The organism is [Pseudomonas] carboxydohydrogena (genome assembly GCF_029030725.1).
GTDB classification, from domain to species: domain Bacteria; phylum Pseudomonadota; class Alphaproteobacteria; order Rhizobiales; family Xanthobacteraceae; genus Afipia; species Afipia carboxydohydrogena.
Window position 1 is genome coordinate 543,185 of sequence record NZ_CP113162.1, and the last position, 26,105, is coordinate 569,289.

The 26,105-nt window shown below is 64.7% G+C and carries 23 protein-coding genes and 1 other RNA gene; 12 read left to right on the top strand and 12 right to left on the bottom strand.

What is annotated here, in order from left to right; all coding sequences use genetic code 11:
• Positions 1-26 precede the first annotated feature (26 nt).
• From AFIC_RS02600 to AFIC_RS02610, 3 genes are all read left to right on the top strand, one after another.
• On the top strand, positions 27-764 hold the full coding sequence (locus AFIC_RS02600) for a HugZ family pyridoxamine 5'-phosphate oxidase (RefSeq protein ID WP_275247632.1): 738 nt from the start codon (positions 27-29) through the stop codon (positions 762-764).
• Between the two features lie 161 nt (positions 765-925).
• The gene (locus AFIC_RS02605) at positions 926-2,542 is read left to right on the top strand and encodes a phosphoenolpyruvate carboxykinase (protein ID WP_275247633.1); all 1,617 of its coding nucleotides are present in this window, start codon (positions 926-928) and stop codon (positions 2,540-2,542) included.
• 145 nt (positions 2,543-2,687) lie between these two features.
• Complete coding sequence (locus tag AFIC_RS02610; protein ID WP_275247634.1) at positions 2,688-3,131, top strand: hypothetical protein; 444 nt, start codon at positions 2,688-2,690, stop codon at positions 3,129-3,131.
• A 12-nt stretch (positions 3,132-3,143) separates the two neighbouring features.
• On the opposite strand, the gene AFIC_RS02615 is transcribed toward AFIC_RS02610, so the two are convergent.
• From AFIC_RS02615 to polA, 5 genes are all read right to left on the bottom strand, one after another.
• The gene (locus AFIC_RS02615; protein WP_275247635.1) at positions 3,144-3,947 is read right to left on the bottom strand and encodes a DUF2865 domain-containing protein; all 804 of its coding nucleotides are present in this window, start codon (positions 3,945-3,947) and stop codon (positions 3,144-3,146) included.
• Between the two features lie 115 nt (positions 3,948-4,062).
• Positions 4,063-5,502 (bottom strand): sodium:proton antiporter, encoded by a 1,440-nt coding sequence (locus tag AFIC_RS02620; protein ID WP_275247636.1) that lies wholly within the window; start codon positions 5,500-5,502, stop codon positions 4,063-4,065.
• 6 nt (positions 5,503-5,508) lie between these two features.
• Complete coding sequence (gene pyrE / locus AFIC_RS02625) at positions 5,509-6,069, bottom strand: orotate phosphoribosyltransferase (RefSeq protein WP_275247637.1); 561 nt, start codon at positions 6,067-6,069, stop codon at positions 5,509-5,511.
• A 107-nt stretch (positions 6,070-6,176) separates the two neighbouring features.
• Entirely contained in the window at positions 6,177-6,812 is a 636-nt protein-coding gene (locus AFIC_RS02630) for a LysE family translocator (protein WP_275247638.1), read from the bottom strand.
• Positions 6,813-6,831: 19 nt separating this feature from the next.
• Complete coding sequence (polA, locus tag AFIC_RS02635) at positions 6,832-9,864, bottom strand: DNA polymerase I (RefSeq protein WP_420833359.1); 3,033 nt, start codon at positions 9,862-9,864, stop codon at positions 6,832-6,834.
• A 132-nt stretch (positions 9,865-9,996) separates the two neighbouring features.
• On the opposite strand from polA, the gene AFIC_RS02640 reads away from it, so the two are divergent.
• Positions 9,997-10,590 (top strand): hypothetical protein, encoded by a 594-nt coding sequence (locus tag AFIC_RS02640; RefSeq protein WP_275248619.1) that lies wholly within the window; start codon positions 9,997-9,999, stop codon positions 10,588-10,590.
• 8 nt (positions 10,591-10,598) lie between these two features.
• Here AFIC_RS02640 and AFIC_RS02645 read toward each other — a convergent pair whose 3' ends face one another.
• A complete protein-coding gene (locus AFIC_RS02645) occupies positions 10,599-11,660 on the bottom strand; it encodes an acyltransferase family protein (RefSeq protein WP_275247640.1) in 1,062 nt (353 codons plus the stop codon).
• A gap of 181 nt (positions 11,661-11,841) precedes the next feature.
• Here AFIC_RS02645 and AFIC_RS02650 point away from each other — a divergent pair, with 181 nt between their 5' ends.
• The 3 genes from AFIC_RS02650 (at position 11,842) to AFIC_RS02660 (ending at position 16,478) form a co-directional block, all read left to right on the top strand.
• On the top strand, positions 11,842-13,152 hold the full coding sequence (locus AFIC_RS02650; RefSeq protein WP_275247641.1) for a UDP-glucose dehydrogenase family protein: 1,311 nt from the start codon (positions 11,842-11,844) through the stop codon (positions 13,150-13,152).
• A 151-nt stretch (positions 13,153-13,303) separates the two neighbouring features.
• Entirely contained in the window at positions 13,304-15,775 is a 2,472-nt protein-coding gene (gene hrpB, locus AFIC_RS02655; RefSeq protein WP_275248620.1) for an ATP-dependent helicase HrpB, read from the top strand.
• Positions 15,776-15,947: 172 nt separating this feature from the next.
• Positions 15,948-16,478 (top strand): TIGR02281 family clan AA aspartic protease, encoded by a 531-nt coding sequence (locus tag AFIC_RS02660; protein ID WP_275247642.1) that lies wholly within the window; start codon positions 15,948-15,950, stop codon positions 16,476-16,478.
• A 12-nt stretch (positions 16,479-16,490) separates the two neighbouring features.
• Here the strand turns inward: AFIC_RS02660 and AFIC_RS02665 are convergent, their stop codons facing one another.
• Positions 16,491-17,093, bottom strand: coding sequence for a DUF938 domain-containing protein (locus AFIC_RS02665; RefSeq protein WP_275247643.1), 603 nt, complete (start codon positions 17,091-17,093; stop codon positions 16,491-16,493).
• 144 nt (positions 17,094-17,237) lie between these two features.
• On the opposite strand from AFIC_RS02665, the gene AFIC_RS02670 reads away from it, so the two are divergent.
• The gene (locus tag AFIC_RS02670; RefSeq protein ID WP_275247644.1) at positions 17,238-18,737 is read left to right on the top strand and encodes a phosphomannomutase/phosphoglucomutase; all 1,500 of its coding nucleotides are present in this window, start codon (positions 17,238-17,240) and stop codon (positions 18,735-18,737) included.
• Positions 18,738-18,744: 7 nt separating this feature from the next.
• On the opposite strand, the gene AFIC_RS02675 is transcribed toward AFIC_RS02670, so the two are convergent.
• The 5 genes from AFIC_RS02675 to AFIC_RS02695 form a co-directional block, all read right to left on the bottom strand.
• Positions 18,745-19,635: a LysR family transcriptional regulator gene (locus AFIC_RS02675; RefSeq protein ID WP_275247645.1), complete on the bottom strand. Its 891-nt coding sequence runs from the start codon at positions 19,633-19,635 to the stop codon at positions 18,745-18,747.
• A gap of 8 nt (positions 19,636-19,643) precedes the next feature.
• Positions 19,644-20,681 carry a YeiH family protein gene (locus AFIC_RS02680; protein WP_275247646.1) on the bottom strand — a complete coding sequence of 346 codons (1,038 nt, stop codon included), beginning with the start codon at positions 20,679-20,681 and terminating at the stop codon, positions 19,644-19,646.
• 187 nt (positions 20,682-20,868) lie between these two features.
• Positions 20,869-21,384 (bottom strand): Lrp/AsnC family transcriptional regulator, encoded by a 516-nt coding sequence (locus AFIC_RS02685; protein WP_275247647.1) that lies wholly within the window; start codon positions 21,382-21,384, stop codon positions 20,869-20,871.
• 84 nt (positions 21,385-21,468) lie between these two features.
• On the bottom strand, positions 21,469-22,407 hold the full coding sequence (locus tag AFIC_RS02690; RefSeq protein ID WP_275247648.1) for a sugar kinase: 939 nt from the start codon (positions 22,405-22,407) through the stop codon (positions 21,469-21,471).
• Positions 22,408-22,514: 107 nt separating this feature from the next.
• A complete protein-coding gene (locus AFIC_RS02695; RefSeq protein WP_275247649.1) occupies positions 22,515-22,931 on the bottom strand; it encodes an HIT domain-containing protein in 417 nt (138 codons plus the stop codon).
• A 186-nt stretch (positions 22,932-23,117) separates the two neighbouring features.
• On the opposite strand from AFIC_RS02695, the gene ffs reads away from it, so the two are divergent.
• The 4 genes from ffs to recR all read left to right on the top strand — a co-directional run bounded on the left by ffs (position 23,118) and on the right by recR (position 26,104).
• Positions 23,118-23,214, top strand: an RNA gene (gene ffs, locus AFIC_RS02700) — signal recognition particle sRNA small type.
• Between the two features lie 93 nt (positions 23,215-23,307).
• Positions 23,308-25,161 carry a DNA polymerase III subunit gamma/tau gene (locus tag AFIC_RS02705; protein WP_275247650.1) on the top strand — a complete coding sequence of 618 codons (1,854 nt, stop codon included), beginning with the start codon at positions 23,308-23,310 and terminating at the stop codon, positions 25,159-25,161.
• Between the two features lie 18 nt (positions 25,162-25,179).
• Positions 25,180-25,497: a YbaB/EbfC family nucleoid-associated protein gene (locus tag AFIC_RS02710; RefSeq protein WP_275247651.1), complete on the top strand. Its 318-nt coding sequence runs from the start codon at positions 25,180-25,182 to the stop codon at positions 25,495-25,497.
• Position 25,498: 1 nt separating this feature from the next.
• Complete coding sequence (gene recR / locus AFIC_RS02715; protein WP_275247652.1) at positions 25,499-26,104, top strand: recombination mediator RecR; 606 nt, start codon at positions 25,499-25,501, stop codon at positions 26,102-26,104.
• The last annotated feature ends 1 nt before the right edge of the window (position 26,105 follow it).

The window sequence follows — 26,105 nt, forward strand, 5'->3', positions numbered from 1 at the left end:
TTTAATTTCAAGAAAGGTTCTGGACCATGACACCGCCGCTATCGCCCGATTCCGCCGGAATGGTCCGCGATCTGCTCCGTTCCAGCCGCCAGGGGGCGCTGGCGACGCTGATGGCCGGTTCCGGCGCACCTTACTGTTCGCTGGTGAACGTGGCGCCGGACGCCGATGGCGCGCCGCTCCTGCTGGTCTCGGCGCTGGCGCTGCATACCAAAAATATCGTCTCGGATGCCCGCGTCTCGGTGATGCTGGACGAGCGCCGGGCGGGCGATCCGCTCGAGGGCGTGCGGATCATGCTGGCGGGCGAGGCGCGGCCGCCCGCGCCGGACGATCTGCTGCGCATCAGGCGGCGGTATCTCGCGTTCCACCCCTCGGCGGCGGATTTTGCCGGCTTCGCCGATTTCTCCTTTCTCAAGGTCTTCCCTACCGGCGTGCATCTGGTCGCGGGGTTCGGCCGCATCGTCGATCTGCCGCCGTCGCGCTTTCTCACGCCGGTCGATGATGCGCAGAGCCTGCTCGCGGCGGAGGAGGGGATCGTCGCGCATCTCAATGCCGATCACCGCGACACGATGAATCTGTATGCGATGCATCTGGCGGATGCGCCTTCGGCGGACTGGCATTGCGTGGCCTGCGATCCCGATGGCCTCGATCTCGCCTCGGACGGGCGGACCCTGCGGCTGGCGTTCCCGAAGCGCGTGACCACGCCCGAGGTCCTGCGGATGGTTCTGAAGGAATTGGCCGCGCAGGCGCGCGCGCAGGCCGGGTGAGCGAAATCGCTTGATTTACCGCCATGCCTTTAGGCAGGACTAGGCGGCAGGCACGACTAAAGGCCAAAAGCGGGTTCGTCGTCAGCCCGTTTCCGAGGCGATAAGGTCGCCGCCTTAAATCAACGACTGCGCACAATGCGCGGCACAAGGGGAGACGTGACGTGGAGCAGAGTGGCGTACATAACGGCGCATTCGGCGCCGACAAGTTCGGTCTCAAAAATCTCAAGGCGGTGCACTGGAATTCCGGCACGGCCGCGCTTTATGAATACGCGCTTCGCAACAACGAGGCGGAGCTGACGCAGGAGGGCGCGCTGTGCGCCGAGACCGGCGAGTTCACCGGCCGCAGCCCGAAGGACAAGTTCACGGTGCGCGACGCGCTCACCGACACGACGATGTCGTGGAGCACCAACCAGTCGATCACGCCCGACCAGTTCGCCACGCTTCACGCCGACTTCATCAAGCATGCCGAGGGCATGACGCTTTACGCGCAGGACCTCTATGGCGGCGCCGATCCGAAATTCCAGATTAGAACGCGCGTCTATACCGAACTGGCGTGGCACTCGCTGTTCATCCGCACCATGCTGCGCAGACCGGAGACGGCGGCGCTCGCGGACTTCGTGCCCGAACTCACCATCATCGATCTGCCGAGCTTCCGCGCCGATCCCGCGCGCCACGGCGTGCGCTCGCCAACCGTGGTGGCGATCGACTTCACCCGCAAGATCGTGCTGATCGGCGGCACCCATTACGCGGGCGAGATGAAGAAGTCGGTGTTCACCACGCTGAACTTCTATCTGCCCGAGCAGGGCGTGATGCCGATGCACTGCTCGGCCAATGTCGGCCCCAGGGGCGATACCGCCGTGTTTTTCGGCCTCTCGGGGACAGGCAAGACCACGCTCTCGGCCGATCCGAACCGCACGCTGCTTGGCGACGACGAGCATGGCTGGGGACCGGACGGCGTGTTCAATTTCGAGGGCGGCTGCTACGCCAAGACCATCCGCCTCTCGCGCGAGGCCGAGCCCGCGATCTACGACGCCAGTCTTCGTTTTGGCGCAATCCTCGAGAATGTCGTGGTCGATCCGCAAACCCGCGCGGTCGATTTCGACGACGGCTCCAAGACCGAGAACACCCGCTCGGCCTATCCGCTCGATGCGATTCCGAATGCGTCTCCGACCGGCCGCGCCGGTCAACCGAAGAATATCGTGATGCTCGCCGCCGATGCCTTCGGCGTGCTGCCGCCGATCGCCAAGCTGACGCCGTCGCAGGCGATGTATCACTTCCTCTCGGGCTACACCGCGAAAGTCGCGGGCACCGAGCGCGGCTTGGGCTCCGAGCCGCAGCCGGAATTCTCCGCCTGTTTCGGCGCGCCGTTCCTGCCGCGCGATCCGACCGTGTACGGCAAGATGCTGCGCGAGTTGATCGCGAAGCATAATGTCGATTGCTGGCTGGTGAACACCGGCTGGACCGGCGGCAAGTTCGGCACCGGCCACCGGATGCCGATCAAGGTGACGCGCGCGCTTCTCACAGCGGCGCTCGACGGCTCGCTGCGCGACGCCAAATTCCGCACCGATCCGTATTTCGGTTTTGCGGTCCCCACATCGCTGCCCGGCGTGCCTTCCGGCATCCTCGATCCTGTCACGACATGGGCCGACAAGGCCGAGTTCGCGAAGACCGCGCAGGCGCTGGTCGGCATGTTTCAGAAGAACTTCGCCAAGTTCGAGAAGCTGGTCGATGCCGATGTGCTGGCGGCGGCGCCCGAGGCGAAACAGGCCGCCGAATAGCGCGATCCTTCATTCCGCCCGCCCGGTCTGGTGCCGTGGCGGGCGGTTTTAGGCATGAGAACAAATATAGAACATTTTTAACGATTGCTGTAGCATGGTGATTCGCCGGGCGCCGCTGGAGGCGCCCTTTCGTTTCGAGGGTGCCATGTCCGATATCGCGTCCAATACCGCGCTCAACGCCGTCGCCATGACCCGGATCGCCGATTTCGCGCGGACGCTGACGCGGCTGCATGTGGCGGCGCGCCATCAGATGATCGACGACGACCAGATCGACCGTGCCTTCAATGCGGTGTGCCTGTCGGTGTGGGGCTACACCATCGAGGATATTTCCGACGACATGCTCGCGCCGGAAGATCACGAGTTTCTCGACACGCTCGACGAATATCGCGCGCGGCTGTTCGCCGCCGAGCACGGCTACGATCTGTTGGGCGACGAGGGCATCCTCACCGACTGGTGGGGCTATTGCTGGATGATTCTCGCGGAAAAGCGTGGCCTGCTGACGCCGGAGAACCGCACCGCCGCGCGGCTCGCATGGGAAGACCGTTTCCGCTCGGTGCCGAACGTGATCGGCGTGATCGTGAGCCGCTGAACGGCTGTCTGCTTAGTAAATCGCGGCGCGGGTTTTCGGCATCGCGATCTTCGGCGCGGCGCTGCCCGTATGCGCGGGTTTTGCGGCGGACAAAGCGCCGGTGACCTCGACAGTCGAATTCGGTTTGATCTCGCTCACGTCCGCCCGCACCGGCGCGACCTTCATCTCGCCGAGCTTGGCGCGTAGGTCCGATGTCAGGCCCGGATAATTCGCGACCGGCGTGAACTCCGGCGTCTGTCCGTTGATCGGCGACACGCCCTTATAGGCAACGAGCCCGTCGGTGGTGGCGACGATGTCGCCGGGCCGCAGCGTGGTGTCGAGCGACAGATCGATCGGCGCGAGTCCCGCCGGGTCGCGGCCGTTGCAGGTGCAATCCGCCTTCAGCGCCTTGCGATAGGCGAAGGCGTTGGGCAAGTCGGCGTAGCGTTCGCCGTTCGCGCCGAGCGCGGTGTCGATACTGCCGCCGAAATAGACCTTGGTGGTGCTCGCCGGGCAGAACGACTGGCACATCTGCGCCGGCGTGACGCCCGCGCGGGCGGACAGCGGGAAATACTTTCCGTCGCAGGTGCGCACGCAATAGGAGGCGGAGCGGCCGCTGCTCACGGGCGCGACGGCTGTCGGACCCGGATCGATCGGGTTGCCGAAGAAATCGGTCTGCTGAGACTGTGACGGCGCTTGCGCTGCGCGAGGCTGCGGGCGGTCGCCTCCGAACAGGAAATCGAAGAAGCCCGCGGAGGCGGGATGCGGCGTCAGCGCCAGCAGGGGCAAAGCCAGCAGCGCGGCGAAACCGGCCCTGAATGGGATACGCAAACGCAACGCTCACTCCACCGACGCGACAAAATGTTGGCTGGCGGTCTTTCCGCCTGCGCCGCAACATTATCGCGGGATGGTAAACACGAGGTTAGGAGACGGTGGCGGGGGGCGTGCGCCTCTAGAAGAAAAGCCACGTCACGAGCAGAAACGTCGGTAGCAGCACCAGCGACGACCAGACCATGTAGCCGAAAAAGCTCGGCATCTTCACACCGTTCTCGCGCGCGATCGCATACACCATGAAGTTCGGCGCATTGCCGATATAGGTGTTGGCGCCCATGTAGACCGCGCCGGATGAAATCGCGGCGAGCAGCGCGGATTGCGTGGTCATCAGCGTGTGCGGATCGCCGCCCGCGAGCTGGAAGAACACCAGATAGGTCGGCGCGTTGTCGAGGAAGGATGAGAGCGCGCCCGTCAGCCAGAAATAGGCGGCCGGGTTGCCAGAGCCGTCCGTCTTGCTCACCAGCGTCAGCAGGTTGGCGAACGGGCCATGGGAGCCGGCTTGCAGCATCGCCATCACCGGAACGATGCAGATGAAGATGCCCGCGAACAGGATCGCGACTTCCCTGATCGGCCCCCACGAGAAACTGTTGGCGGCGTGCACGGCTTTCGGCGTGAGGCGGATGGAAGCGATGGCGGCGAGCACGAACACCAGATCGCGCAGCAAATGTTGCAATTGCAGATCGACGCCAGCGACATGAAAGACGATGCCGGGCTTCCATTGAGCGCTCATCAAAATCGCCGCGATGATGAGGACGAGCAGCAGCAGATTGGATTGGCCGTGCAGCCTGAGCGGCTTGTCCGGCGTCGGGTCCTTGACGCGCGCGAAGCGTCCTTCGCGATGGTGGAAGTAAAGGTCGAGCGCGCAGAAGATCGCGAGCACGATGCCGGCGGTGGTCAACGTCTCCAGCCACAGATGCTGCGCGGTCCAGAAGAAATCGACGCCCTTGAGAAAGCCGATGAACAAAGGCGGATCGCCGAGCGGGGTCAGCGCGCCGCCGATATTGGCGACGAGGAAGATGAAGAACACCACGACATGGGCGTTGTACTTTCTGTCGTCGTTGGCGCGGATCAAGGGGCGGATCAGGATCATCGCCGCGCCCGTGGTGCCGACGACGCTGGCGATCAGCGCGCCGAACGCGAGCAGCGCGGTGTTGGTGAAGGGACTGTCGTGCAGATTGCCTTCGAGATAGATGCCGCCCGCGACCGTGAACAGGGCCAGCAGCAGCAGGATGAACGGCATGTATTCGAGAAACGCGGTGTGCGCGAGCGCGCCGGTAACGGTCGCGATGTCGGTCGCCGCCAGCAGCGCGATCACGATCAACGCCGACCAGAACGCGGTGAATTTTCCGAAATGATGCTCCCACAGATGGGGATAGAGCACCGGGCCGGTGGCGATGGACAGGAGAATGCCGACGAACGGCAGGCCCCACCATAGTGAAAGATTTGCGCCGTTCAGACCCTCGGCTGCGAAGGCGGGCGCGGGAATGGCCGCAACAAGAATGCCGATGGCGGCGGCGGAAAGCCGGCGTGTATGGAAACGCGCGCTGGCTGCCGTCATGCCGCGTCAGCCTTTCAGGAATTCGTCGGCCTTGAACAGCGCGCGCAGCGTGAGGCCGGCTTCGCGGAAATTTGCGTCGGCGCCCTCGTTGCGGTCCACCATGGTCAGCACCATCACCACATCGCCGCCGGACTCCTTCACCGCGTCGATGGCCTTGATGGCCGAACCGCCGGTGGTGGTGACGTCCTCGACGATGACGATGCGCTTGCCGTTGAGACTCTCGCCCTTTGCAAGTCCCTCGACCGCGAGCCGCGCGCCGTGCTCCTTCGGCTTCTTGCGCACGAAGAACGCCGCGATCGGATTGCCCTTCATCCACGAGAGCTGGGCGATGGCGCCCGCGAGCGGCACCGCGCCCATCTCCAGTCCGCCGATGTAATCGATCTTCTCGTCCTTCAGCGCGTCGTAGGACAATTCCGCCAGCAGCGCCGCGCCTTCGGGGTCGAGCATGGTCGGCTTGAGGTTAAAGTAGAAATCGCTCTTGCGCCCGGAGGCGAGGGTGATCTCGCCGCGCCCGAACGAGCGGGTGCGGATGATGTCGGCCAGGCGGGCGCGGGAGGAGGTGGACACGGGCAGGCTCTGATTGTTGGTTGATTGTCGGATGGCCAGCACTTTAACCTACTGTGGCCGACAGGCGCTACCGCAGCAGCAGCCCGTCAACAATCAATGTCCGGCTGTCAGCGGGCGGTGCTGAAGGCGAACCAGATCGCAATGGCAGCCAGAAGCAGCGCCAGTGTGCGGCGAATGGTCCTGCGCTTGTCCGGTGTGGCGATCACGCCTTGCAGGCGTCCGGCGAGAAGCACGATCACGAGATGGATGGCCGTGGCGATGCCGACATAGATCGCCGACAGCATCAGGGTCTGCGTCGCGACCGGGCCCTTGCCGAGCTGGACGAAGTCCGGCAGCACCGCGACATAAAATACCGCCGCCTTGGGGTTGAGCAGGTTGGTGATGAGACCGCGGCGGAAGGCGATCCATGGCCGTGCATTGAGGTCGTCTGCCGTTTCGGGCGAGGTCTCGGCTTCGTTCGCCCACGCTTCCCACGCCAGCCATAACAGATAGGCGACTCCGCCCCAGCGCAGCATCTCGTAGAGGAACGGCGAATTATCGATGATGGCGCTGAGGCCGAGGGCCGCCGCCACGCCATAGACCGAAAGGCCGAGCGCGACGCCGACCACGGCGGCAAGTCCCGCGCGAATGCCCTGCGACAACGACAGCGCCGCGAGGTAGGCCATGTTCGGCCCCGGCGTCATCTCGATGACGAGCGCGGTCAGCGCAAACCCCGCGAGCGGACTGGCAAGTATTTCGCCCATTCGGTCAGGCCATGATGGTCTAGTGCGCCTCGTCCCAATTGTGGGCGGCGCGGGCATCGACATGCAGCGGCACCGACAGGCGCGCTGCGGGGAACGCCGCATTCTCCATTACCTCGCGGATGACGGGAATGGTCGCATCGACCTTGCCGTCCGGCACCTCGAACACCAGCTCGTCGTGCACCTGCAACAGCATCCGCGCGGCGAGCTTCTTTTGCGTCAGCGCGTCCTCCATCCGGATCATGGCGCGGCGGATGATGTCGGCGGCGGTGCCTTGCAAACGCGCGTTGATCGCGGCGCGCTCGTTGAAGGCGCGCAGCGACGGATTGCTCGCCTTGATGTCGGGGTAATGGCATTTGCGCCCGAACAGCGTCTCGACATAGCCGTGCTCGCGGCAGAAATCGCGCGTCGCGTCCACGTAGGCGCGGATGCCGGGGAAGCGTTCGAAATATTTCTTGATGTAGGCGCCGGCTTCCTCGCGCGGAATGCCGAGCTGGTTGGCGAGGCCGAACGCCGAGATGCCGTAGATGATGCCGAAATTGATCGCCTTGGCGCGGCGGCGCACTTCCCCCGGCATGTCCTTCACCGGCACGCCGAACATTTCCGACGCCGTCATGGCGTGAATGTCGAGCTTGTCGTGGAATGCCTGCTTCAGCACCGGAATATCGGCGATCTCGGCGAGCAGTCGCAATTCGATCTGCGAATAATCGGCCGAGACGAGCTTGTGGCCTTTCTCGGCGATGAAGGCGCGGCGGATCTTGCGGCCGTCCTCGGTGCGCACCGGGATGTTCTGCAAATTTGGCTCGTTCGACGACAGACGTCCCGTGGTGGTGGCGGCGAGCGCGTAGGTGGTGTGGACGCGCTGGGTCTGCGGATTGACGTAAGTCGGCAGCGCATCGGTGTAGGTCGATTTCAGTTTCGAGACCTGACGCCAGTCGAGAATCTTGCGCGGGAAGACGTGACCTTCCTCGGCGAGATCCTCGAGGATCGAGGCGGAGGTCGACCATGCGCCGGTTTTCGTCTTCTGGCCGCCGGGCAAACCCATCTTGCCGAAGATCACGTCGCCGAGTTGCTTGGGGCTGCCGGGGTTGATGTCCTCGCCCGCGATCTCGCGGATTTCGGCTTCGAGCCGCGTCGCGGTTTGCGCGAAATCGCCGGACAGGCGCGACAGCACCTGCCTGTCGATCATGATGCCGCGCCGTTCCATCCGCGCCAGCACACCGACCAGCGGCCGTTCCAGCGATTCATAGACGTTGTTCATGCGCTCGGCGACGAGCCGCGCCTTCATCAAAAGCCACAGCCGGATGACGATGTCGGCAGTCTCCGCGCCATATTCGGTGGCGCGTTCGATCGTCACCTGATCGAGCGAGAGCTTGTTGCGGCCGCTGCCGATCACGTCGCCATGGCTGATCGCCGCATGGCCGAGCCATTGCTCCGACAGCGATTCGATGTCGTGCGCGCCGCGCCCGGCGTCGAGCGCGTAGGACATCAGTTGCACGTCGTCGATGGTGCGCAACGCGATCTTGTGCTGCGCCAGCATCACGGAGGTGAACTTGATGTCGAAGCCGGATTTCAGCACCGCGTTGGATTCGAGAAGCCTGCGCAGCGCCTCGAACGCCTGTGCGGTCTCAATCTGTCCCTCGGCAAGGCCGCTCGCGAACAGATCGTCGCCGCCGCCGGATTTCTTGTGGCCGAGCGGAATGTAGCAGGCTTCGTTGGGCGCGAGCGCCAGCGCGATGCCGCAGATGCCGGCCTGCATCGGATCAATCGAGGTCGCCTTGATGTCGATGGCGACATGGCCGAGATCGTGGGCGCGCGTGATCCACACGTTCAGTTCGTCGAGCGTGCGAATGGTCTGATATTTGCTGCGCTCGATCTTGCCGGTCGCGGCCTGCGACGTGCGGGCGGCCGCGAGGGTCTGCGGCGAGGAAGGCGAGCTGTCGCCATTGGTCACGACCCTGCTCACTCCCCCGCGCGCGGGGGAGGGCGGGGTGTCGTCGCTGGAAAAAAGGTCGCTACCCGTCGTGCTGCGCGCGCTGGCTTCCCCCGAAGGCGGGAGAGGCGAAGGTGCGTTCGCGCTTTTCAGGTGATCGTCGGGACGCACATCGGCGGCGTCGATCTGGGCGTATTCGGCCACGCGCCGCGTCAGCGTGGAGAATTCCATCGCCTTGAGGAACGCGATCAGCTTGCGCGAATCCGGCTCGTGCACAGCAAGCTCGTCGAGCGGAACGTCGAGTTTCACGTTGTTGTCGAGCAGCACGAGTTCGCGGGAGATGCGCGCCTTCCCGGCATGTTCGATCAGCGACTCGCGCCGCTTCGGCTGCTTGATCTCGCCTGCGCGCGCGAGCAGCGTTTCAAGGTCGCCATATTCATTGATGAGTTGGGCTGCGGTCTTGATGCCGATGCCGGGCACGCCCGGCACATTGTCGACGGAATCGCCCGCCAGCGCCTGCACCTCGACCACCTTCTCCGGCGGCACGCCGAACTTCTCGATCACCTCGGGGATGCCGAGGCGGCGGTCCTTCATGGTGTCGTACATCGTGACGCAATCGGTCACGAGTTGCATCAGGTCCTTGTCGGAGGAGACGATGGTCGCGCTCGCGCCGCGCTCGCAGGCCTGCCGCACATAGGTCGCGATCAGGTCGTCGGCCTCGAAGCCCGCCTGTTCGAGGCAGGGCAGGTCGAAGGCGCGCACCGCTTCGCGGATCAGCGCGAATTGCGGAATGAGATCGTCCGGCGCGGGCGGACGGTGTGCCTTGTATTCGGGATAGATCGTGTTGCGGAACGTGACCTCGGACCTGTCGAACACGATGGCGAGGTGCGTCGGCCGGTTGTCCGGCGGCATGTCGCGCATCAGCTTCCACAGCATGTTGCAGAAGCCGAGCACGGCGTTGACCTGCAAGCCGTCCGATTTGCGATTCAGCGGCGGCAGCGCGTGATAGGCGCGGAAGATGTAACCCGAGCCGTCGACCAGAAACACATGGTCGCCCTTCGCGGGCGGCTTCACCCCGGCGGGCGTGCGCGGAGCGGCGGATTTTGCGGGGGACTTTGCCATGGCGCTCATATAGGAGGGAACCTAGGCAATATCACCCTGAACCGGATCGGCGCTACCTGGAAATGCCGTGGAAACAGTTTTGAGAAGCGTTTTCCATGGCCGGTTGCGGTGTCGGTGACGAAGGAGACTATGATGGATGCGCAGTTGTCAGAATTGTTCGAGAAGCTGCGGGCGGCCGAGACCGACATCGAGGCCGAGTTGACGCGGCGGCGCGAAGCCCTGCGTTACGAGATGCACAACCGGCGCGTGGTTTTCGAGCAGGAGGTTCGCCGCCTTCACCAAACCATGAAGACCCACACGCTGCGCTATCTGTTCGAGGCCAATCTGCTGGTGATGCTGACCGCGCCGGTGATCTACTCGCTGATCGTTCCGATGATCGTTCTCGATATTTTCGTGATGGCCTATCAGGCGATCTGTTTTCCGATCTACGGAATTCCGAAAGTGCGCCGCCGCGACTATCTGGTGTTCGACCGGCATCACCTCGCCTATCTGAATATCATCGAGAAGATAAACTGCGCCTACTGTTCGTATTTCAACCAGACGGTCGCCTTCGTTCGCGAAGTGGCGTCGCGCACCGAGGTCTACTGGTGTCCGATCAAGCATGCGCGCCGCGTGCTGGGCCCGCATCCGCATTATGTCGGGTTCGCCGATTTCGGCGATGCCGATGCGTATCGCGAGCGGATCGCGGACATGAAAGACGGCGTGAAGCCCGGAATGTTGCAGTAGGAGCGGATTTACTCCGCGGGCTGCAACACCACCCGCTGTTTCGGCGGGGCGATCCAGAACATCGCCGGGCGCGTGAACAGGAAGCCGAGCCTTGTGTTGCGCAGCGCCCACCAGATCAGGAGCGAGCCGGTCACGCCGACGGCGGTGACGATCAGCGAGATCCATCCGATGTCGGTGATGAGGTGCGTTTTCAGCAGCAGCGTACGGGTCGATGCCATCGGCAGGAAGAAGGCGAGGTAGATCACGATCGAATGTTCGCCGCAGTAGCGGATCGCTCCGATCCAGTTCATGCGGGCGAGCAGCGTGGCGATGGTGATGATGGCGCATGCACCGGCGATGCCGAGCGCCAGAGAGATCACCGGCCACTCGCTCATGCCGGCATAGACGAGGCCCGCATTCGCCAGCGCCCATGCACCGAGTCCGGCACAAGCGAGCCCCGGATTGCGGCGCATGGCTTCCGCGAGCGCGAACACGTGCCTGGAGAACAGGTAGCCGGTATAGAAATAGACGAAGCGGGAGGCGAATTCGTCGATCGTGGTCCAGCCGGTATTGAGGTGGGAAGTTTCCAGCAGCGCGGCGATGATCCAGATCGCCCAGGCTGGCACGCGCAGCGTCGCCTTGGTGACGACGAAGAAGATCGGCAGCAGATAGATGAACCAGAGCGTGCCGAACGGGTCGATGAAGGTTTCCAGATACATCACGCCGACATGCGCCCAGCTTCCGCCTTCGGCGGCGAAATGCGGCGCCTTGAAGCCGAACTGGATCGCGGTCCAGAGCAGATAGAAGTAGAAGAAATGCACCACCTTGCGGTCGAGATAGGTGCGCCAGTCGCGGTTGATGACGAGCGGCAGGAACAGGCCGGAGATCAGGAAGAAGTCGGGCATCCGGAACGGCTTGGCGAAAGCCACGACCAGATGCATGAAGCCGGTCTGGCCGGTCGCGGCCTCGACGCCGAGCGTCGAATGCATCATCACCACCATGATGATGCAGATGCCCTTGGCGTAATCGACCCAGTCGACGCGCTCGGCATTGACGCGAGGTGCCGCATGTGTCCCGTTTTTGCTCACCATTGTCCCATGTCCGGTATGCTGGCGGCACATTCGATGCCCCAGGTTTCATTCCGGTTTATTCATTCAAATGTCATGCCGGGTTGCTCTTTGGGTTTGCGGCATGGGTTTTCTCCCGTTACCAAAGCCGCTAAGAGGCGAAGGAATTCGTCAAGCGGGTGTTAACCATGAGGCGGGCTGACAAATGCGGATAACGATGATCGGGACGGGCTATGTCGGGCTTGTCTCGGGCGCCTGTTTCGCCGATTTCGGCCATCGCGTGACCTGCGTCGATACCGATGCCGCCAAGATCGCGGCGCTCCATCGCGGCGAGATGCCGATCTTCGAGCCGGGTCTCGATCAGCTTGTCGAAGCCTCCGTGAAGGCGGGCCGCCTCGATTTCCAGACCGATCTTGCCGGGCCCGTCGGCGAAGCGGATGCGGTGTTCATCGCGGTCGGCACGCCGTCGCGTCGCGGCGACGGCCACGCGGACCTGAGCTACGTCCACGCGGCCGCGCGCGAGATCGCCGCCGCGCTGAAGGGCTTCACTGTCGTCGTCACGAAATCGACCGTGCCGGTGGGCACCGGCGACGAGGTCGAGCGCATCATCCGCGAAACCAATCCGAACGCGGATGTGGCGGTGGCGTCGAATCCGGAATTCCTGCGCGAGGGTGCCGCGATCCGCGACTTCAAGCATCCCGACCGCATCGTGGTCGGCACCGACGACGAGCGCGCGCGCAAGGCGATGGGCGAGGTCTATCGTCCGCTTTATCTCAACCAGGCGCCGATCATGTACACCGAGCGGCGCACCGCCGAACTCATCAAGTACGCGGCGAACGCGTTTCTCGCGACCAAGATCACCTTCATCAACGAGATCGCCGATCTGTCGGAGAAGGTCGGCGCGGACGTGCAGGAGGTGGCGCGCGGCATCGGCCTCGACAACCGCATCGGCTCGAAATTTCTCAACGCGGGGCCGGGCTTCGGCGGTTCGTGCTTTCCCAAGGATACCCGCGCGCTGGTGAAGACCGCGCTCGATCACGACGTGCCGCTGCGCATCGTCGAGGCGGTGCTGGCGGTGAACGACAACCGCAAGCGCGCGATGGCGCGCAAGGTCGCGGCGGCTGTCGGCGGCAATCTGCGCGGCAAGACGGTGGCGGTGCTCGGCCTTACCTTCAAGCCGGAGACCGACGACATGCGCGAGGCGCCGTCGATTCCGCTGATCACGGGCCTGCTCGATCTCGGCGCGCAGGTGCGGGCCTACGATCCGGTCGGCATGGAGCTGGCGAAGCACGATCTGCCGGACATTGCCTACGCCGTCGATCCCTACGACTGTGCCAAGGGCGCGGATGCGCTGGTGATCGTCACCGAGTGGGTGCAGTTCCGCGCGCTCGATCTGGTGCGGCTGAAACAGGAGATGGCGCATCCGGTGATCGTCGATCTGCGCAACATCTACCGCCGCGACGAGATGAAGGCGCTCGGCTTCATTTACGAGAGCGTGGGGCGGGGAGATATCTGAGCCGCTTGAGCAGGCGCTCGCACCCTATTTGCGATGTCGTCCCCGCGGAGGCGGGGACCCATACTTTCCTGACAAGCTGATATAAGCATGGCGCCGGCCACCTTGGTGGTTATGGGCTCCCGCCTTCGCGGGAGCGACGCTGATGGATTTGATGAACTTCACCACGCCCCTTCCCATCGATGCCGTCCTCGGCGATCTCGCGGCGACGCTCGCGCGGACCAATACCGCCGTGCTGGTCGCGCCGCCCGGCGCGGGCAAGACCACGCGGGTGCCGCTGGCGCTGCGCGATGCGCCGTGGGTAGGAGAGGGCAAGATCATCGTGCTGGAGCCGCGCCGCATCGCAGCGCGTGCCGCCGCCGAGCGGATGGCGCACACGATTGGCGAGAAGGTCGGGGAACGCGTCGGCTATCGCGTCCGCTTCGGCTCTAAAATCTCGCGCAAGACGCAGATCGAAGTGGTGACGGAAGGCATCTTCACCCGCCAGATTCTCGACGATCCTGAACTCAAGGGCGTCGCGGCGGTACTGTTCGACGAATTCCACGAACGCTCGCTCGATGCCGATCTGGGTCTCGCGCTCGCGCGCGATGCGCAAGCGGGCTTGCGTGAAGACCTGCGCATTCTGGTGATGTCGGCGACGCTCGACGGCGCGCGGGTCGCGAAACTGCTGGGCGATGCGCCCGTGATCGAGAGCGAGGGCCGCGCCTACCCGGTCGAGACGCGCTATCTCGGCCGCAAGCCGGATGTTCAGATCGAGCGGCAGATGGCGGACGCGATCGCGTCCGCGTTGCGTGCGGATTCCGGCTCGGTGCTGGCGTTCCTGCCGGGCGCTTCAGAGATCCGCCGCACGCAGACTTTTCTTGCCGAGCGCATCCACGATCCTTCCATCGAAATTGTGCCGCTGTTCGGTGCGCTCGATGCCGCCGTGCAGGACCGCGCGATCTCGCCCGCGCCGAAGGGCGCGCGCAAGGTGGTGCTGGCGACCTCGATCGCGGAAACCTCGCTCACCATCGAGGGCGTGCGGATCGTGGTCGATTCAGGGCTGGCGCGGGTGCCGCGCTACGAGCCCGACATCGCGCTGACGCGGCTCGAAACAGTTCGCGCCTCGCGCGCGGCGGTCGATCAGCGCCGTGGCCGCGCGGGGCGCACCGAGCCCGGCGTGTGCTACCGGCTGTGGGACGAGCCGCAGACGGCATCATTCGAGGCGTTCACGCGGCCTGAGATTCTCTCCGCCGATCTGTCCTCGCTGGTGCTCGACCTCGCGCATTGGGGCGTAAGCGATCCGGCGACGCTGGCGTTTCTCGATCCCCCGCCGCCGGTGGCGCTCAAGGAAGCGGCCGCGCTGTTGCGCGAACTCGATGCGCTGGATGTGGACGGGCGCATCACGGCGGAAGGCCAGGCGTTGCGCGCGCTGGCGCTGCCGCCGCGTCTGGCGCGCATGATCGTCGATGCACATCGTCATGGTGCAGGCGAGGAGGCGGCGCGGATCGCTGCGATTCTGACCGAGCGCGGGCTTGGTGGCGACAGCGTCGATTGCGACACGCGGCTGGAGAATTTTGCGCGGGATCGCTCGCCGCGCGCGCAGGGTGCGCGGCAACTGGCGCAGCGATGGGTCGGACAGGTGAAGGAAATCCTCCGACCCACCGAGCGGGGTGAGGGACTCTCGACCGGCGCGATACTCGCGCTCGCGTTTCCGGATCGCGTCGCGCGCAATCGCGGCAAGGCGAATTTTACATTGGCCAACGGACGCGGCGCCAATGCCGATCCGGCCTCGGCGCTGGCGAAAGCGCCCTATATCGCGGTGGCCGAACTGACCGGCACCGCCGCCAGCGGGCGCATCTTGCTCGCAGCACCCATCACGCAGGACGAGATCGAGGCGCGTTTCGCCGATCACATCACGATCGAGGATGAAACGAGCTTCGATAAATCCGCGATGGCGTTGCGCGCACGGCGGCGCAAGCGGCTGCATGCGATTACGCTGTCGGAACAAAACCTGCCGGTCGCGGCGTCCGAGGAGACCGCGCGAATTCTCGCCGATGGTCTTGTCGCCGCAGGGCTCGAGCGTCTGCCTTGGTCAAAGCCGCTGAAGCAATGGCGTGACCGCGTCATGTTCCTGCGAGGGGCCGCGCCCGATGAATGGCCGGACCTGTCCGATACTGCTCTCGCCGCGAGCCGCGCGGACTGGCTCGCGCCCGCGCTGATCGACAAGACCTCGCTGTCCGATCTCTCGGCGGGCGATCTGTCCGATGCGGTGATGGCGCTGCTGCCATGGGACAAGCGCGCGCGGCTGGAGCGCGACGCGCCCACCCACTTCACCGCGCCGACCGGCACGCCGTTGCCGATCGATTATGAAGCCGAGCAGGGACCGACCATTGCGGTAAGGTTGCAGGAATTGTTCGGCCTGAATGTCCATCCCTCGATCGCAAACGGCAGGTTGCCGCTGGTGGTGGAATTGCTGTCGCCCGCCCACCGGCCGGTGCAGGTGACGCGCGATCTGCCGGGGTTCTGGCGCGGCTCCTATGCTGCCGTGCGCGCCGACCTGCGCGGGCGTTATCCGCGCCATCCCTGGCCGGAAGACCCGGCCGCGGCGGAACCCACGCGCCGGGTGAAGCCGCGCGGCACCTGAGAGCGGGAACCGGCCCCAAAATTAAGACTTTGCTTACCCTATTGCCCGAAACAGGAGCAGTGCCTGCCGGGGCGGACGGTTTGTTAACACCTCCGGGCAGGGAGTCGGTCGGCCTGATCGGCGTGAAGCGGATTTTGGCGGGCCATGGTTTCGAGAAAGCAGGCGTTGGCGAATGCGTACTGTCCTGATCGTTGCGATCATCATGGCCGCCTCCGGCAGCTATATAGCCAAGGTTGCCGAGCGGCTGGATCTTCCGTTGCCCGCGAAGGCCGATAGCCAGCCGGCGAAGGTGATGAATGCCTATGCCGCGATGCCGGACGCCTCTAGCGGGTCGCGCCGGGTGTCGCTGCGCTCCGACCGCAGCGGACACTTCCGCACCGAGGCGCGGGTCGATGGCCGCGATCTCGATTTTCTGGTCGATACCGGCGCGACCGTGATCGCGCTGACGCAGAAGGACGCGGAGCGGATCGGCATCCGCCCGTTCCTCAGCGACTACACCACCAGCGTGAACACCGCGAACGGTCCGGCGAAGGCCGCGCGCGCACGCATCAACCGCATCGATATCGGCGGCGTGGTGGTGCGCGATGTCGATGCGCTGGTGATGCCGGAAGGCGCGCTCCAGCAGAACCTGCTCGGCATGGCGTATCTGTCGAAGCTCAAGCGGTTTGAATACAGCAGCGGCAATCTGGTGCTGGAGCAGTAAGCTCTCGCCTGGTCACATCCGCCGGAACACCACGCTGAGATTGTTGGCCGGCATCGGCGTCACCTCGGGCCCCGAGAATCCCGCCTCGCGCGCCAGCGCCGCCACATCGTCCAGTTGGCGAAGCCCCCATTGCGGGTTGCGCGACTTCAGGCTCGCGTCGAAGGCCTCGTTGCTGTCGGCGGTCACGACCTCCGTCTGCCGGTAGGGCCCGTAAAGATAAAACGGCGCGCCTTTCGCAAGAATTCGCCCGGCGTTGCGCATCAGCGCCTGCGTCGCCTCCCACGGCGAAATGTGGATCATGTTGATGCACAGCATCGCGTCGGCCTGCGCGATCGGCCACGGCTCACGCCGCACGTCGATGGCGAGCGGCGGCCGGATGTTGGGAAGGCCTGTTTCCGCCGTCCATGCCGCGACGCTGAGGCGGGCAGCGTCCTCCGGGTCCGATGGCTGGAACGTCAGGCCCGGCAGCGCGGTCGCGAAATGCACGATATGCTCGCCCGAACCGCTCGCGATCTCCAGCACCAGCCCCGCAGGCGGCAGCACGCCGCGCAGCACGTCGAGGATGGCGTCGCGGTTGCGGCTCGTGGCGGGGTATTGCAGGCGGTAGTCGGTCATGACGGGAAGAATGCGTTAGATATCTGGTCGTAGTATGACTGCCAAACTGCCGCAATTCATTTCTAAAGTCTCTGTCCCGCCTTTTCCCGAGCCGCCGCACTCGCTATGGCTCTTGCCACTTGTTCTTTCCACGAGGCCCCCTGCATGTTTCCGAAGCCGAAAGCCGAGCTGAAGCCCAACACCTATGCCTACGAGTCCGAGCCGATGGTGAAGGCCACCGGCTTCCGCGAATACGACGCGCGCTGGCTGTTCGGCAAGGAGATCAACCTGATGGGCATTCAGGCCCTCGGCATGGGCCTCGGCACCATGATCGGCGAGATGGGCGTGAAGCAGGAGATCGTGGTCGGGCACGATTTTCGCGGCTACTCGGCTTCGATCAAATACGCGCTGATCTCGGGCCTGCTGGCTGCGGGCTGCAAGGTGCACGACATCGGCCTCGCGGTGACGCCGATGGCCTATTTCGCGCAGTTCGATCTTGACGTGCCGTGCGTCGCCATGGTCACCGCCTCGCACAACGACAATGGCTGGACCGGCGTGAAGATGGGCGCGAACCGTCCGCTCACCTTCGGTCCCGACGAAATGACGCGGCTGAAGGAGATCGTGCTCGGTGCCGCGTTCAAGCTGAAGCCGGCCGGCGGCTATCAATTCCACGAGAATTTCCCGGCGCGCTACATCGCCGATCTCACCAACCGCAAGCCTTTCGCGCGCCGCATCCGCGCGGTGGTGGCTTGCGGCAACGGCACCGCGGGTGCGTTCGCGCCGCAGGTGCTGGAAAAACTCGGCATCGACGTCATTCCGCTCGATACTGAACTCGATCACACCTTCCCGAAATACAATCCCAATCCCGAAGACATGGAGATGCTGCACGCGATCCGCGATGCGGTGCTCGCCAACAAGGCGGATGTCGGTCTCGGCTTCGACGGCGACGGCGACCGCTGCGGCGTGGTTGATGACACCGGCGAGGAGATTTTCGCCGACAAGGTCGGCGTGATGCTGGCGCGCGATATGTCGGCGGTTCACAAGAATGCGCAGTTCGTGGTGGACGTGAAATCGACCGGTCTCTTCGTGACGGACCCGGTGCTGCAAAAGCAGGGCGTTAACGCGACCTACTGGAAGACCGGCCATTCCTACATGAAGCGGCGCACGCACGAGTTGGGCGCGCTGGCGGGCTTCGAGAAGTCCGGGCACTTCTTCTTCAATCCGCCGGTCGGGCGCGGTTACGACGACGGTCTCGTCTCGGCCATCGCGATCTGCGAGATGCTCCAGCGCGCGGGCAACAGGAAAATGTCCGACCTGAAGAACGCGCTGCCGAAAACATGGTCGTCGCCGACGATGTCGCCGCACTGCGCGGACGAAGCCAAGTACGGCATCGTCGCCGATGTGGTGAAGCATTTCGAGGCCGCGCAGGCGAAGGGCGAGAAGGTCGCCGGTCAACCGATCCGCGACCTCGTCACCGTCAACGGTGTGCGTGTCACCTGCGAGGACGGAAGCTGGGGCCTGGTGCGCGCCTCGTCGAACAAGCCGGAGCTTGTCGTCGTGGTCGAAAGCCCGGTGTCCGAGCAGCGCATGCGCGACATGTTCGAGGCGATGGATGCGGTGCTCCGCACCCATCCCGAGGTCGGCGAATACAATCAGAAGATCTGAGCGCGGTTTACTGCGGCGTCTCCGCAATCAGCTTTTCAAGCTCGCGCTCGGCCTGCGTGACGTGATGCTCCTTGTGGCGCAGCAGGAAGAAGCGCCGCGAGGGCATCGGGATTTTCAGTTCGACCAGCGCACCGGAAGTTAAAAGGTTCGCGACCACGATGCGGGAGATGATGGTCGCGCCCGCGCCCGCGACGACGGCGGCGGCGCGTACCGATTCGTTCGAGGGCAGTTCGAGCGCGATGGAAATCTCGTTGCGGGCGATGCCGAGTCCCGACAGAACCGTCTCGAGCACATGGCGGGTGCCGGAGCCAGGCTCGCGCACGACCCATTTTCCGTCCTTGAGATCAGCGGCCGTGGGCTTCTTCATCGCCGCCCAGGGATGCGTGTCTGCGACGACCAGCGCAAGCTCGTCGTTGGCGACATTGCTGATTGACAGTCCAGAGTCCTCGATGTCGCCTTCGATGAAGCCGAGATCCGCCAGCCCGCTGTGCACCCATGCCGTGACCTGTTCGGTGTTGCCGATCTTCAGCGTCACGTTGATGCCGGGATATTTCTGGTGGAAGCGATGGATCAGCGGCGGCAGCCAGTAATTGCCGACGGTCTGGCTGGCCGCGAGCGACAGCGAACCGCGCGCAAGGCCGGTGAGATCGGTGAGCACGGCTTCGGCGGCGGCGGCGCGCGCCAGCACCGCGCGCGCCTCGACGACGAATTGCCGTCCGGCGTCGGTCAGGCGGATGTTGCGGCCGATCCGGTCGAACAGTTTGACGGCATAACGGTCTTCCAGCGCGGCGATGGCGGCGCTGGTCGCCGATTGGGTGAGATTGAGAACGCCTGCGGCACGGGTCATGTGCTCCTGCTCCGCAACCGCAACGAAGATTCGAAGCTGCTCCAGCGTCATTCGTTACCTTACGAGGTCAGCTTGATCAGCGTCAGGCTGAGCACTGAGATGAAGATCGAGGCGACCGCGCCGACGGCCAGCGGGCGAAGCCCCTTAGCATAGAGTTTGCCGATGTCGGTTTCGAGTCCCATCGCGGCCAGCGCCATGGTCAGCAGGAAGGTGGTGACGGAAACGATCACCGACTTCGCGTCCGGCGGGATGGCGACGACGCTGTTGAGCGCGATCATCGCGATGAAGCCGAGCACGAACCATGGCATCGGCGCGCGGGCGCTGGAGGCGCCGCTGCTGCGGCGGGCGGCGGCAATGCCGAGCGCGATCACCAGCGGCGCCAGCAGCATCACGCGGGACAGCTTGGCGATGGTGCCGAACTCGCCGGCCTGACGGCCTTCCTGGAAGGCAGCGGCAACGACCTGCGCGATCTCATGGATCGAGGAGCCGGCCCACAGGCCGTAGGCGCGCGGGTCGAGATGCAGCAGGGTGCCGAGCGTCGGGTAGGCGAACATCGCGATCGAGCCGAACACGGTGACGCAGGCGACCGCGTAGGCGACATCTTCATCGTGCGCGTCGGTCACGGTGTTGGTCGCGATCACGGCGGACGCGCCGCAGACCGAGGTGCCTGCGCCGATGAGCTGGGCGAGCTTGGGGTCGATGCCCATCACGCGGCCGAACCAGCCGGTGAACAGGAAGGTGGCGATGAGCGTCACCGCGATGATGGCGATGCCGGTCGCGCCGATCTCGCCGATCTGCAATACGGTCAGTTGCAGGCCGAGCATGATGATCGCCAGCCGCAGGATCCGACGCAGCGAGAAGGTGACCCCCGGCTTGGCGCTGGCGGGCGTGCCGACGACGTTGTGAAAGATCATGCCGAGCAGGATCGCGAGGATCAGCGGGCTGAAGGTGGAGACGACGGGAAGCAGGTGCAGGCCATAGGCGGCGCAAGCGATTAGGGTCGTCAGGAACAGGCCCGGCCAGATGCCCGTGACACGAAAGCTGCGTTGGGTGCGGGGCTTATCCTGCTCCGCGGAGGTGTAAGTGATGGTGGACATGGGCCGAACTCCTTGAATGCGGCCACTGATCGCAAATCACGATTAATCGTTCAAACGCATTGTATATGTATATTCAATCTATAAAAGCGATTATTTAGGGAGACGCTCCCCGGCCAAAAGCAAACGCGCCGCTGGCGGGGCGGCGCGTTGGCGGAGCAGGCGAAGGGATGTTCAGGAAGGCCCTGTCTCAGGCCGGGGTCAGGGCCGGCACGGGCAGGGCCGTCACCGATTTGATCTTCTCCATCGCGAAGCGCGAGGTGACGTTCTTCAGCGCCACGGCGCTGATGAGCTTTTTGTAGAAGACATCGTAGCTTTGCATGTCGGCGACGACGACGCGCAGCATGTAATCGACATCGCCCGCCATTCGGTAGAATTCCATCACCTCGGGCATCGCCTTCACGGCGGTGGCGAAGGTCTTCAGCCAGGCATCGGAATGGTCGCCGCTCTCGACTGAAACAAACACGGTGATGCCGAGGCCGATCTTGTTCTGATCGACCAGCGCGACGCGGCGCAGGATGATGCCCTCGGCTTCCAGCCGCTGGATGCGCTTCCAGCACGGCGTCGATGACAGACCGACCCGGTCGCCGATTTCGGCAACCGACAGGGAGGCGTCGTCCTGCAACACGGTCAAAATCTTGCGGTCGATGGCATCGAGCCGGCGGGGAGCGTCGGGCACGGCGGTGGCGAGGTCGGTCTCTGACATTGAAAACATTCTTCTATATGAATGGGATATATAGCCATCATATAGAAAAATATTCTCACGGCAAGTCCAGATTCCGGAACGCTGTCAGGCGAAATGCAGCGTCACTAATTTTGCCAAAAACTTTTCAACTTCAATGCGTTGAGGCGATCCGAACGCGCCGCCGTACCGGGTGCATTTCAACGCGGCGGCGGCGGCGGAAAAGCGCATCGCGTCCTCGATGGAACGGCCCTCGGCGATCGCCAGCGTGAACGCCCCGTGGAACACGTCGCCCGCGCCGAGCGTGTCCACCGCCTCGATCTGGAACGCCGCCATGTGGCGGGGCTGTCCGTCTTCGAGCCATGTCATGCCGTCCGCGCCGTTGGTCACGCCGACGAAGGCCGATGTCAGCGCCGCGATGGCGCGCAACGCGTCGGTGTCATTCCCGGCCCCCGTGGTGGCGTGCAGGGCTTCGGCGGAAAACACGATGTGACTGGAGGCTTGCAGCAGCGGCTCGTCCAGCGGCATCGCGCGGTCGGCGTCGAGGATCACCGGAATGCCGCGCTCCCTGGCTTCGAAGCAGAGATCGCGCACGAAACCGCAGCGGTTCTCGGTGAGGATCGCGTCGCAGTCCTTCAGCAGTTCATCGGTATCGGGCAGCGTCACGTTCCACATCTCCGGATCGCGGTAGGTGACGATGGTCCGCTCGCCGGTGGCGTCGATCATGATGTTGGAGATCGGCGTCACGAGGCCGGGCATCCGCACCATCGCGCTGCCGTCGATGCCTTCGCGCGCGACATCCTCCAGAATTTGTTCGGCGGCCTTCTCTCCGGCATGGCCCATCGGCCCCGACATCAGCACCCGGCCGCCGAGGCGGACGATGGCGATGGCGGCATTGAACGCGTTGCCGCCGCTATATTCGGTGAAATGCGTGGCGCGCATCTTGTTGCCGCGCGCCGGGATGTTCTCGACGCGGAACACCAGATCGCGCACCGGCATGCCGATGCAAAGGATGTTAGGGGCGGCCGATCGGCGTTGTGCGGGCATGCGGGTTCCCCTCAAACGAGCGAGGCATTTGAAGGAAACAGCCGGACCATGCAGCCGGTTCCCCTCCTGAGATCATATGGGCCATACCTGACGCGCGAATGCGCGGTTCACGCGATCCAGATTTTGTCGCGCAACGCCTGCGTGAAGCGTGCGGCTTCGGCGGGGTCGTAGGGTGCTGGCGGCAACAGCCCCCAGACCGGACGCGGCCAGGCGGCGTCGCTGATCCGCCGCGCGATGATATGCACGTGCAGTTGCGGCACGACATTGCCGAGCGCCGCGACGTTCAGCTTGTCGGGCCTGGTGATCTCTTTCAGCGCCTTCGAGACGCGGTTGATCTCGGTGGTGAGCTGCGCCTGCTCGACCTCGTTGAGGTCGATGATGTCCGATGCTCCGTCGCGGCGCGGCACCAGCAGGAGCCACGGATAATTGGAATCCTTGATGATGAGGAGGCGCGACAGCGGCAGGTCGCCGACTTCAAGCGTGTCCTTCGCGAGTTGATGATGAAGCGACCACGATGACGGCATGCGGGCCTCGCAATTGATTCTGCAACGTCTCACTCTAGCAGGGTAAACACCTGCGTGAGGAACTTGCGCATCCGCCGGAATACGCATCCGGGCATCGTCCTGCGTGCCTTCGCTCCGCCGTGTAAAGCGGTAAAACCGCCGCCGCCTTGCTTGCTTTCCCGCCGGTTTGGCCCCAAATAGGCCTCGGGAGATTGGCGGTGGACGAGCCACTCGCCAACCGGGTCAGGTCCGGAAGGAAGCAGCCCTAACGAGGTCCGGATCGGGTCGCTCGTCAGTCTCCTACCTCTTTTCATGCCGGGGCTGGCGCGATGCCGGCCGACTGCCCGCCATTCCGCGTGGCAGAGCGGCGCGCCCGATAACCGATGCGGATCGTTCGATGTCAGAGTCCGACCTTCCAGGCCTGAGTGCGGACGATCAAGCGGGCCTTGATATGGGTCCCGGCATTGCCGCCGACACGGGCGGGACTTCGAGCGCATCCGGCTACCGCGTTCTGGCGCGCAAATATCGTCCCTCGAATTTCGACGACCTGATCGGACAGGACGCGATGGTCCGCACGCTCTCGAATGCGTTCGAGACCGGACGCATTCCGCAGGCCTGGATCCTCACCGGCGTGCGCGGCGTCGGCAAGACCACGACTGCGCGCATTCTCGCCCGCGCGCTGAATTACGAATTGGCCGACGGCTCGGTGAAGGGGCCGACCATCACCATGCCCGCGCCCGGTGTGCATTGCAGGGCGATCATGGAAAGCCGGCACATCGACGTGCTGGAGATGGACGCCGCGTCCCACACCGGCATCGATGACGTGCGCCAGATCACCGATGGCGTGCGCTATGCACCATCGAGCGCAAGGTACAAGGTCTACATCATCGACGAAGTCCACATGCTGTCGGAGAAAGCGTTCAATGCCTTCCTCAAGACGCTGGAGGAGCCGCCGGAGCACGCCAAGTTCGTGTTCGCCACCACCGAAATCCGTAAAGTGCCGGTGACGGTGCTGTCGCGCTGCCAGCGTTTCGATCTGCGCCGCGTCGATGCAGACGTGCTGATGGCGCATCTCGCCAATATCGTGACACGCGAAGGCGTCGAGGCGGAACCCGAGGCGCTGGGCCTGATCGCACGCGCCGCCGAAGGCTCGGTGCGCGATTCTCTATCTTTGCTCGATCAGGCGATCGCGCATGCGGCGGGCCTCGTGCGTGCCGAGGACGTGCGGCAGATGCTCGGCCTCGCCGACCGTACCCGCGTGATCGATCTGTTCGAGCATCTGGCGAAAGGCGATATCGCCAGCGCCTTCGCCGAATTCCGCGAGCAGTACGACACCGGTGCCGATCCGGTGGTGGTGCTGAGCGATCTCGCCGAGTTCGTGAACTTCGTCACGCGGGTGAAGGTCGTGCCCGCGACGGCGGACAACGTCGCGCTTGGCGAGGCGGAGCGTACGCGCGGGCGCGAGTTCGCGACCAAGCTCTCGATGCGCGTGCTGTCGCGGATGTGGCAGATGCTGCTCAAGGGCATCGCGGAGGTGCAGAACGCCACGCGCCCGCAGGCCGCCGCCGAAATGGTGCTGGTGCGCATCGCCTATGTCGCGGATCTGCCGACGCCGGACGAGGCCATCAGGATGATCGGCGAGGGGGGCGGTGCGCCTACTGCATCTTCGCCTGTTTCCGGCGCTGGTGCCGCGCCGCGCGCATCCGCGCCGACATCGCCCGCGCCGCGCGCGCTGCCGCCGCAACGCTCATCAGGCGAGACCGTGGCGCGCCAGCAGCCGCAACCGGTGCAATCGACGGCGCCCCAGACTGCGCCCACACTGCGGCTGTCGAGCTATCCCGAGATCGTCGCGCTCGCGGCCGAGAAGCGCGACATCGCGCTCAAGACCGCGCTGGAGGCCGATCTTCGGCTGGTGCGGATGGAGGACGGCAAGCTCGAGGTTGCACTGGAGCGCAGCGCCGTGCGCTCGGTCGTCAACGATCTGCAACGCAAGCTCAAGCAATGGACCGGCCGCCGCTGGGCCGTGGCGGTCTCGAACGAAGAAGGCCAGCCGACGTTGCGCGCGCAGGCGCGCGAGCAAAAGGACAAGCTCACCGAAAACGTGCAGGCCGACCCGCGCGTGCAGGCGGTGATGACGGCGTTTCCCGGCGCGCAGGTAATCGATGTGCGCCGTCTCGCGCCGGAGCCGCCGCCAGCGGTGATGCCGGTCGAGGACGATGGCGACGGCTTCGATAACGACGACGATCTTTGAGAACGAGAAGGACAATTGATGGCTGATTTTCTCGGCATGATGAAGCAGGCCGCCCAGCTTCAATCGAAGATGAAGGAGATGCAGGAGCAGCTCGACCAGATCGAGGTCGAAGGCTCGGCCGGGGGCAACATGGTCACCGTGCGCATGACCGCGAAGATGGAGTTGAAGTCGGTGTCCATCGATCCGTCGCTGATGAAGGCGGAGGAGCGCGAGGTGCTGGAGGATCTGCTTGTCGCGGCCCAGAACGACGCGCGCCGCAAGGCGGAAGACGCGATGCAGGAGCGGATGAAGTCCATCACCGGCGGGTTCAACATTCCGGGGCTGGGTCTCGGCTGAGATGGCGTCCACGGTTGCCGGACCCGAGATCGAGCGGCTGATCCAGTTGCTGGCGCGGCTGCCGGGCCTCGGCCCGCGTTCGGCGCGGCGCGCGGCGCTGCACCTCATCAAGAAGCGCGAAGCGTTGATGACGCCGCTGGCTTCCGCGTTGCAGGTCGCGATCGAGCGCATCCAAGTGTGCCATACCTGCGGGAACATCGACACGCAGAACCCGTGCACGATCTGCACCGACACGCGCCGCGATCCGGCGATCATCGTGGTGGTGGCCGATGTCGCCGACCTCTGGGCGCTGGAGCGCGCGCACGCCACGCAGGGCCGCTATCATGTGCTGGGCGCGACGCTGTCGCCGCTCGACGGCATCGGGCCGCAGGATCTCACCATCGACGCGCTGGTGACGCGCGCGCAGGCGCCCGAGGTGACGGAGATCATTCTCGCGCTCAACGCGACTGTCGATGGCCAGACCACGGCGCATTACGTCACTGATTTGTTGCAGGACGCGGGCGTGAAGGTGACGCGGCTCGCGCATGGTGTGCCGGTCGGCGGCGAGCTCGATTATCTCGACGAGGGCACGCTGTCGGCGGCGATGCGACAGCGGACGTTGTTTTAAC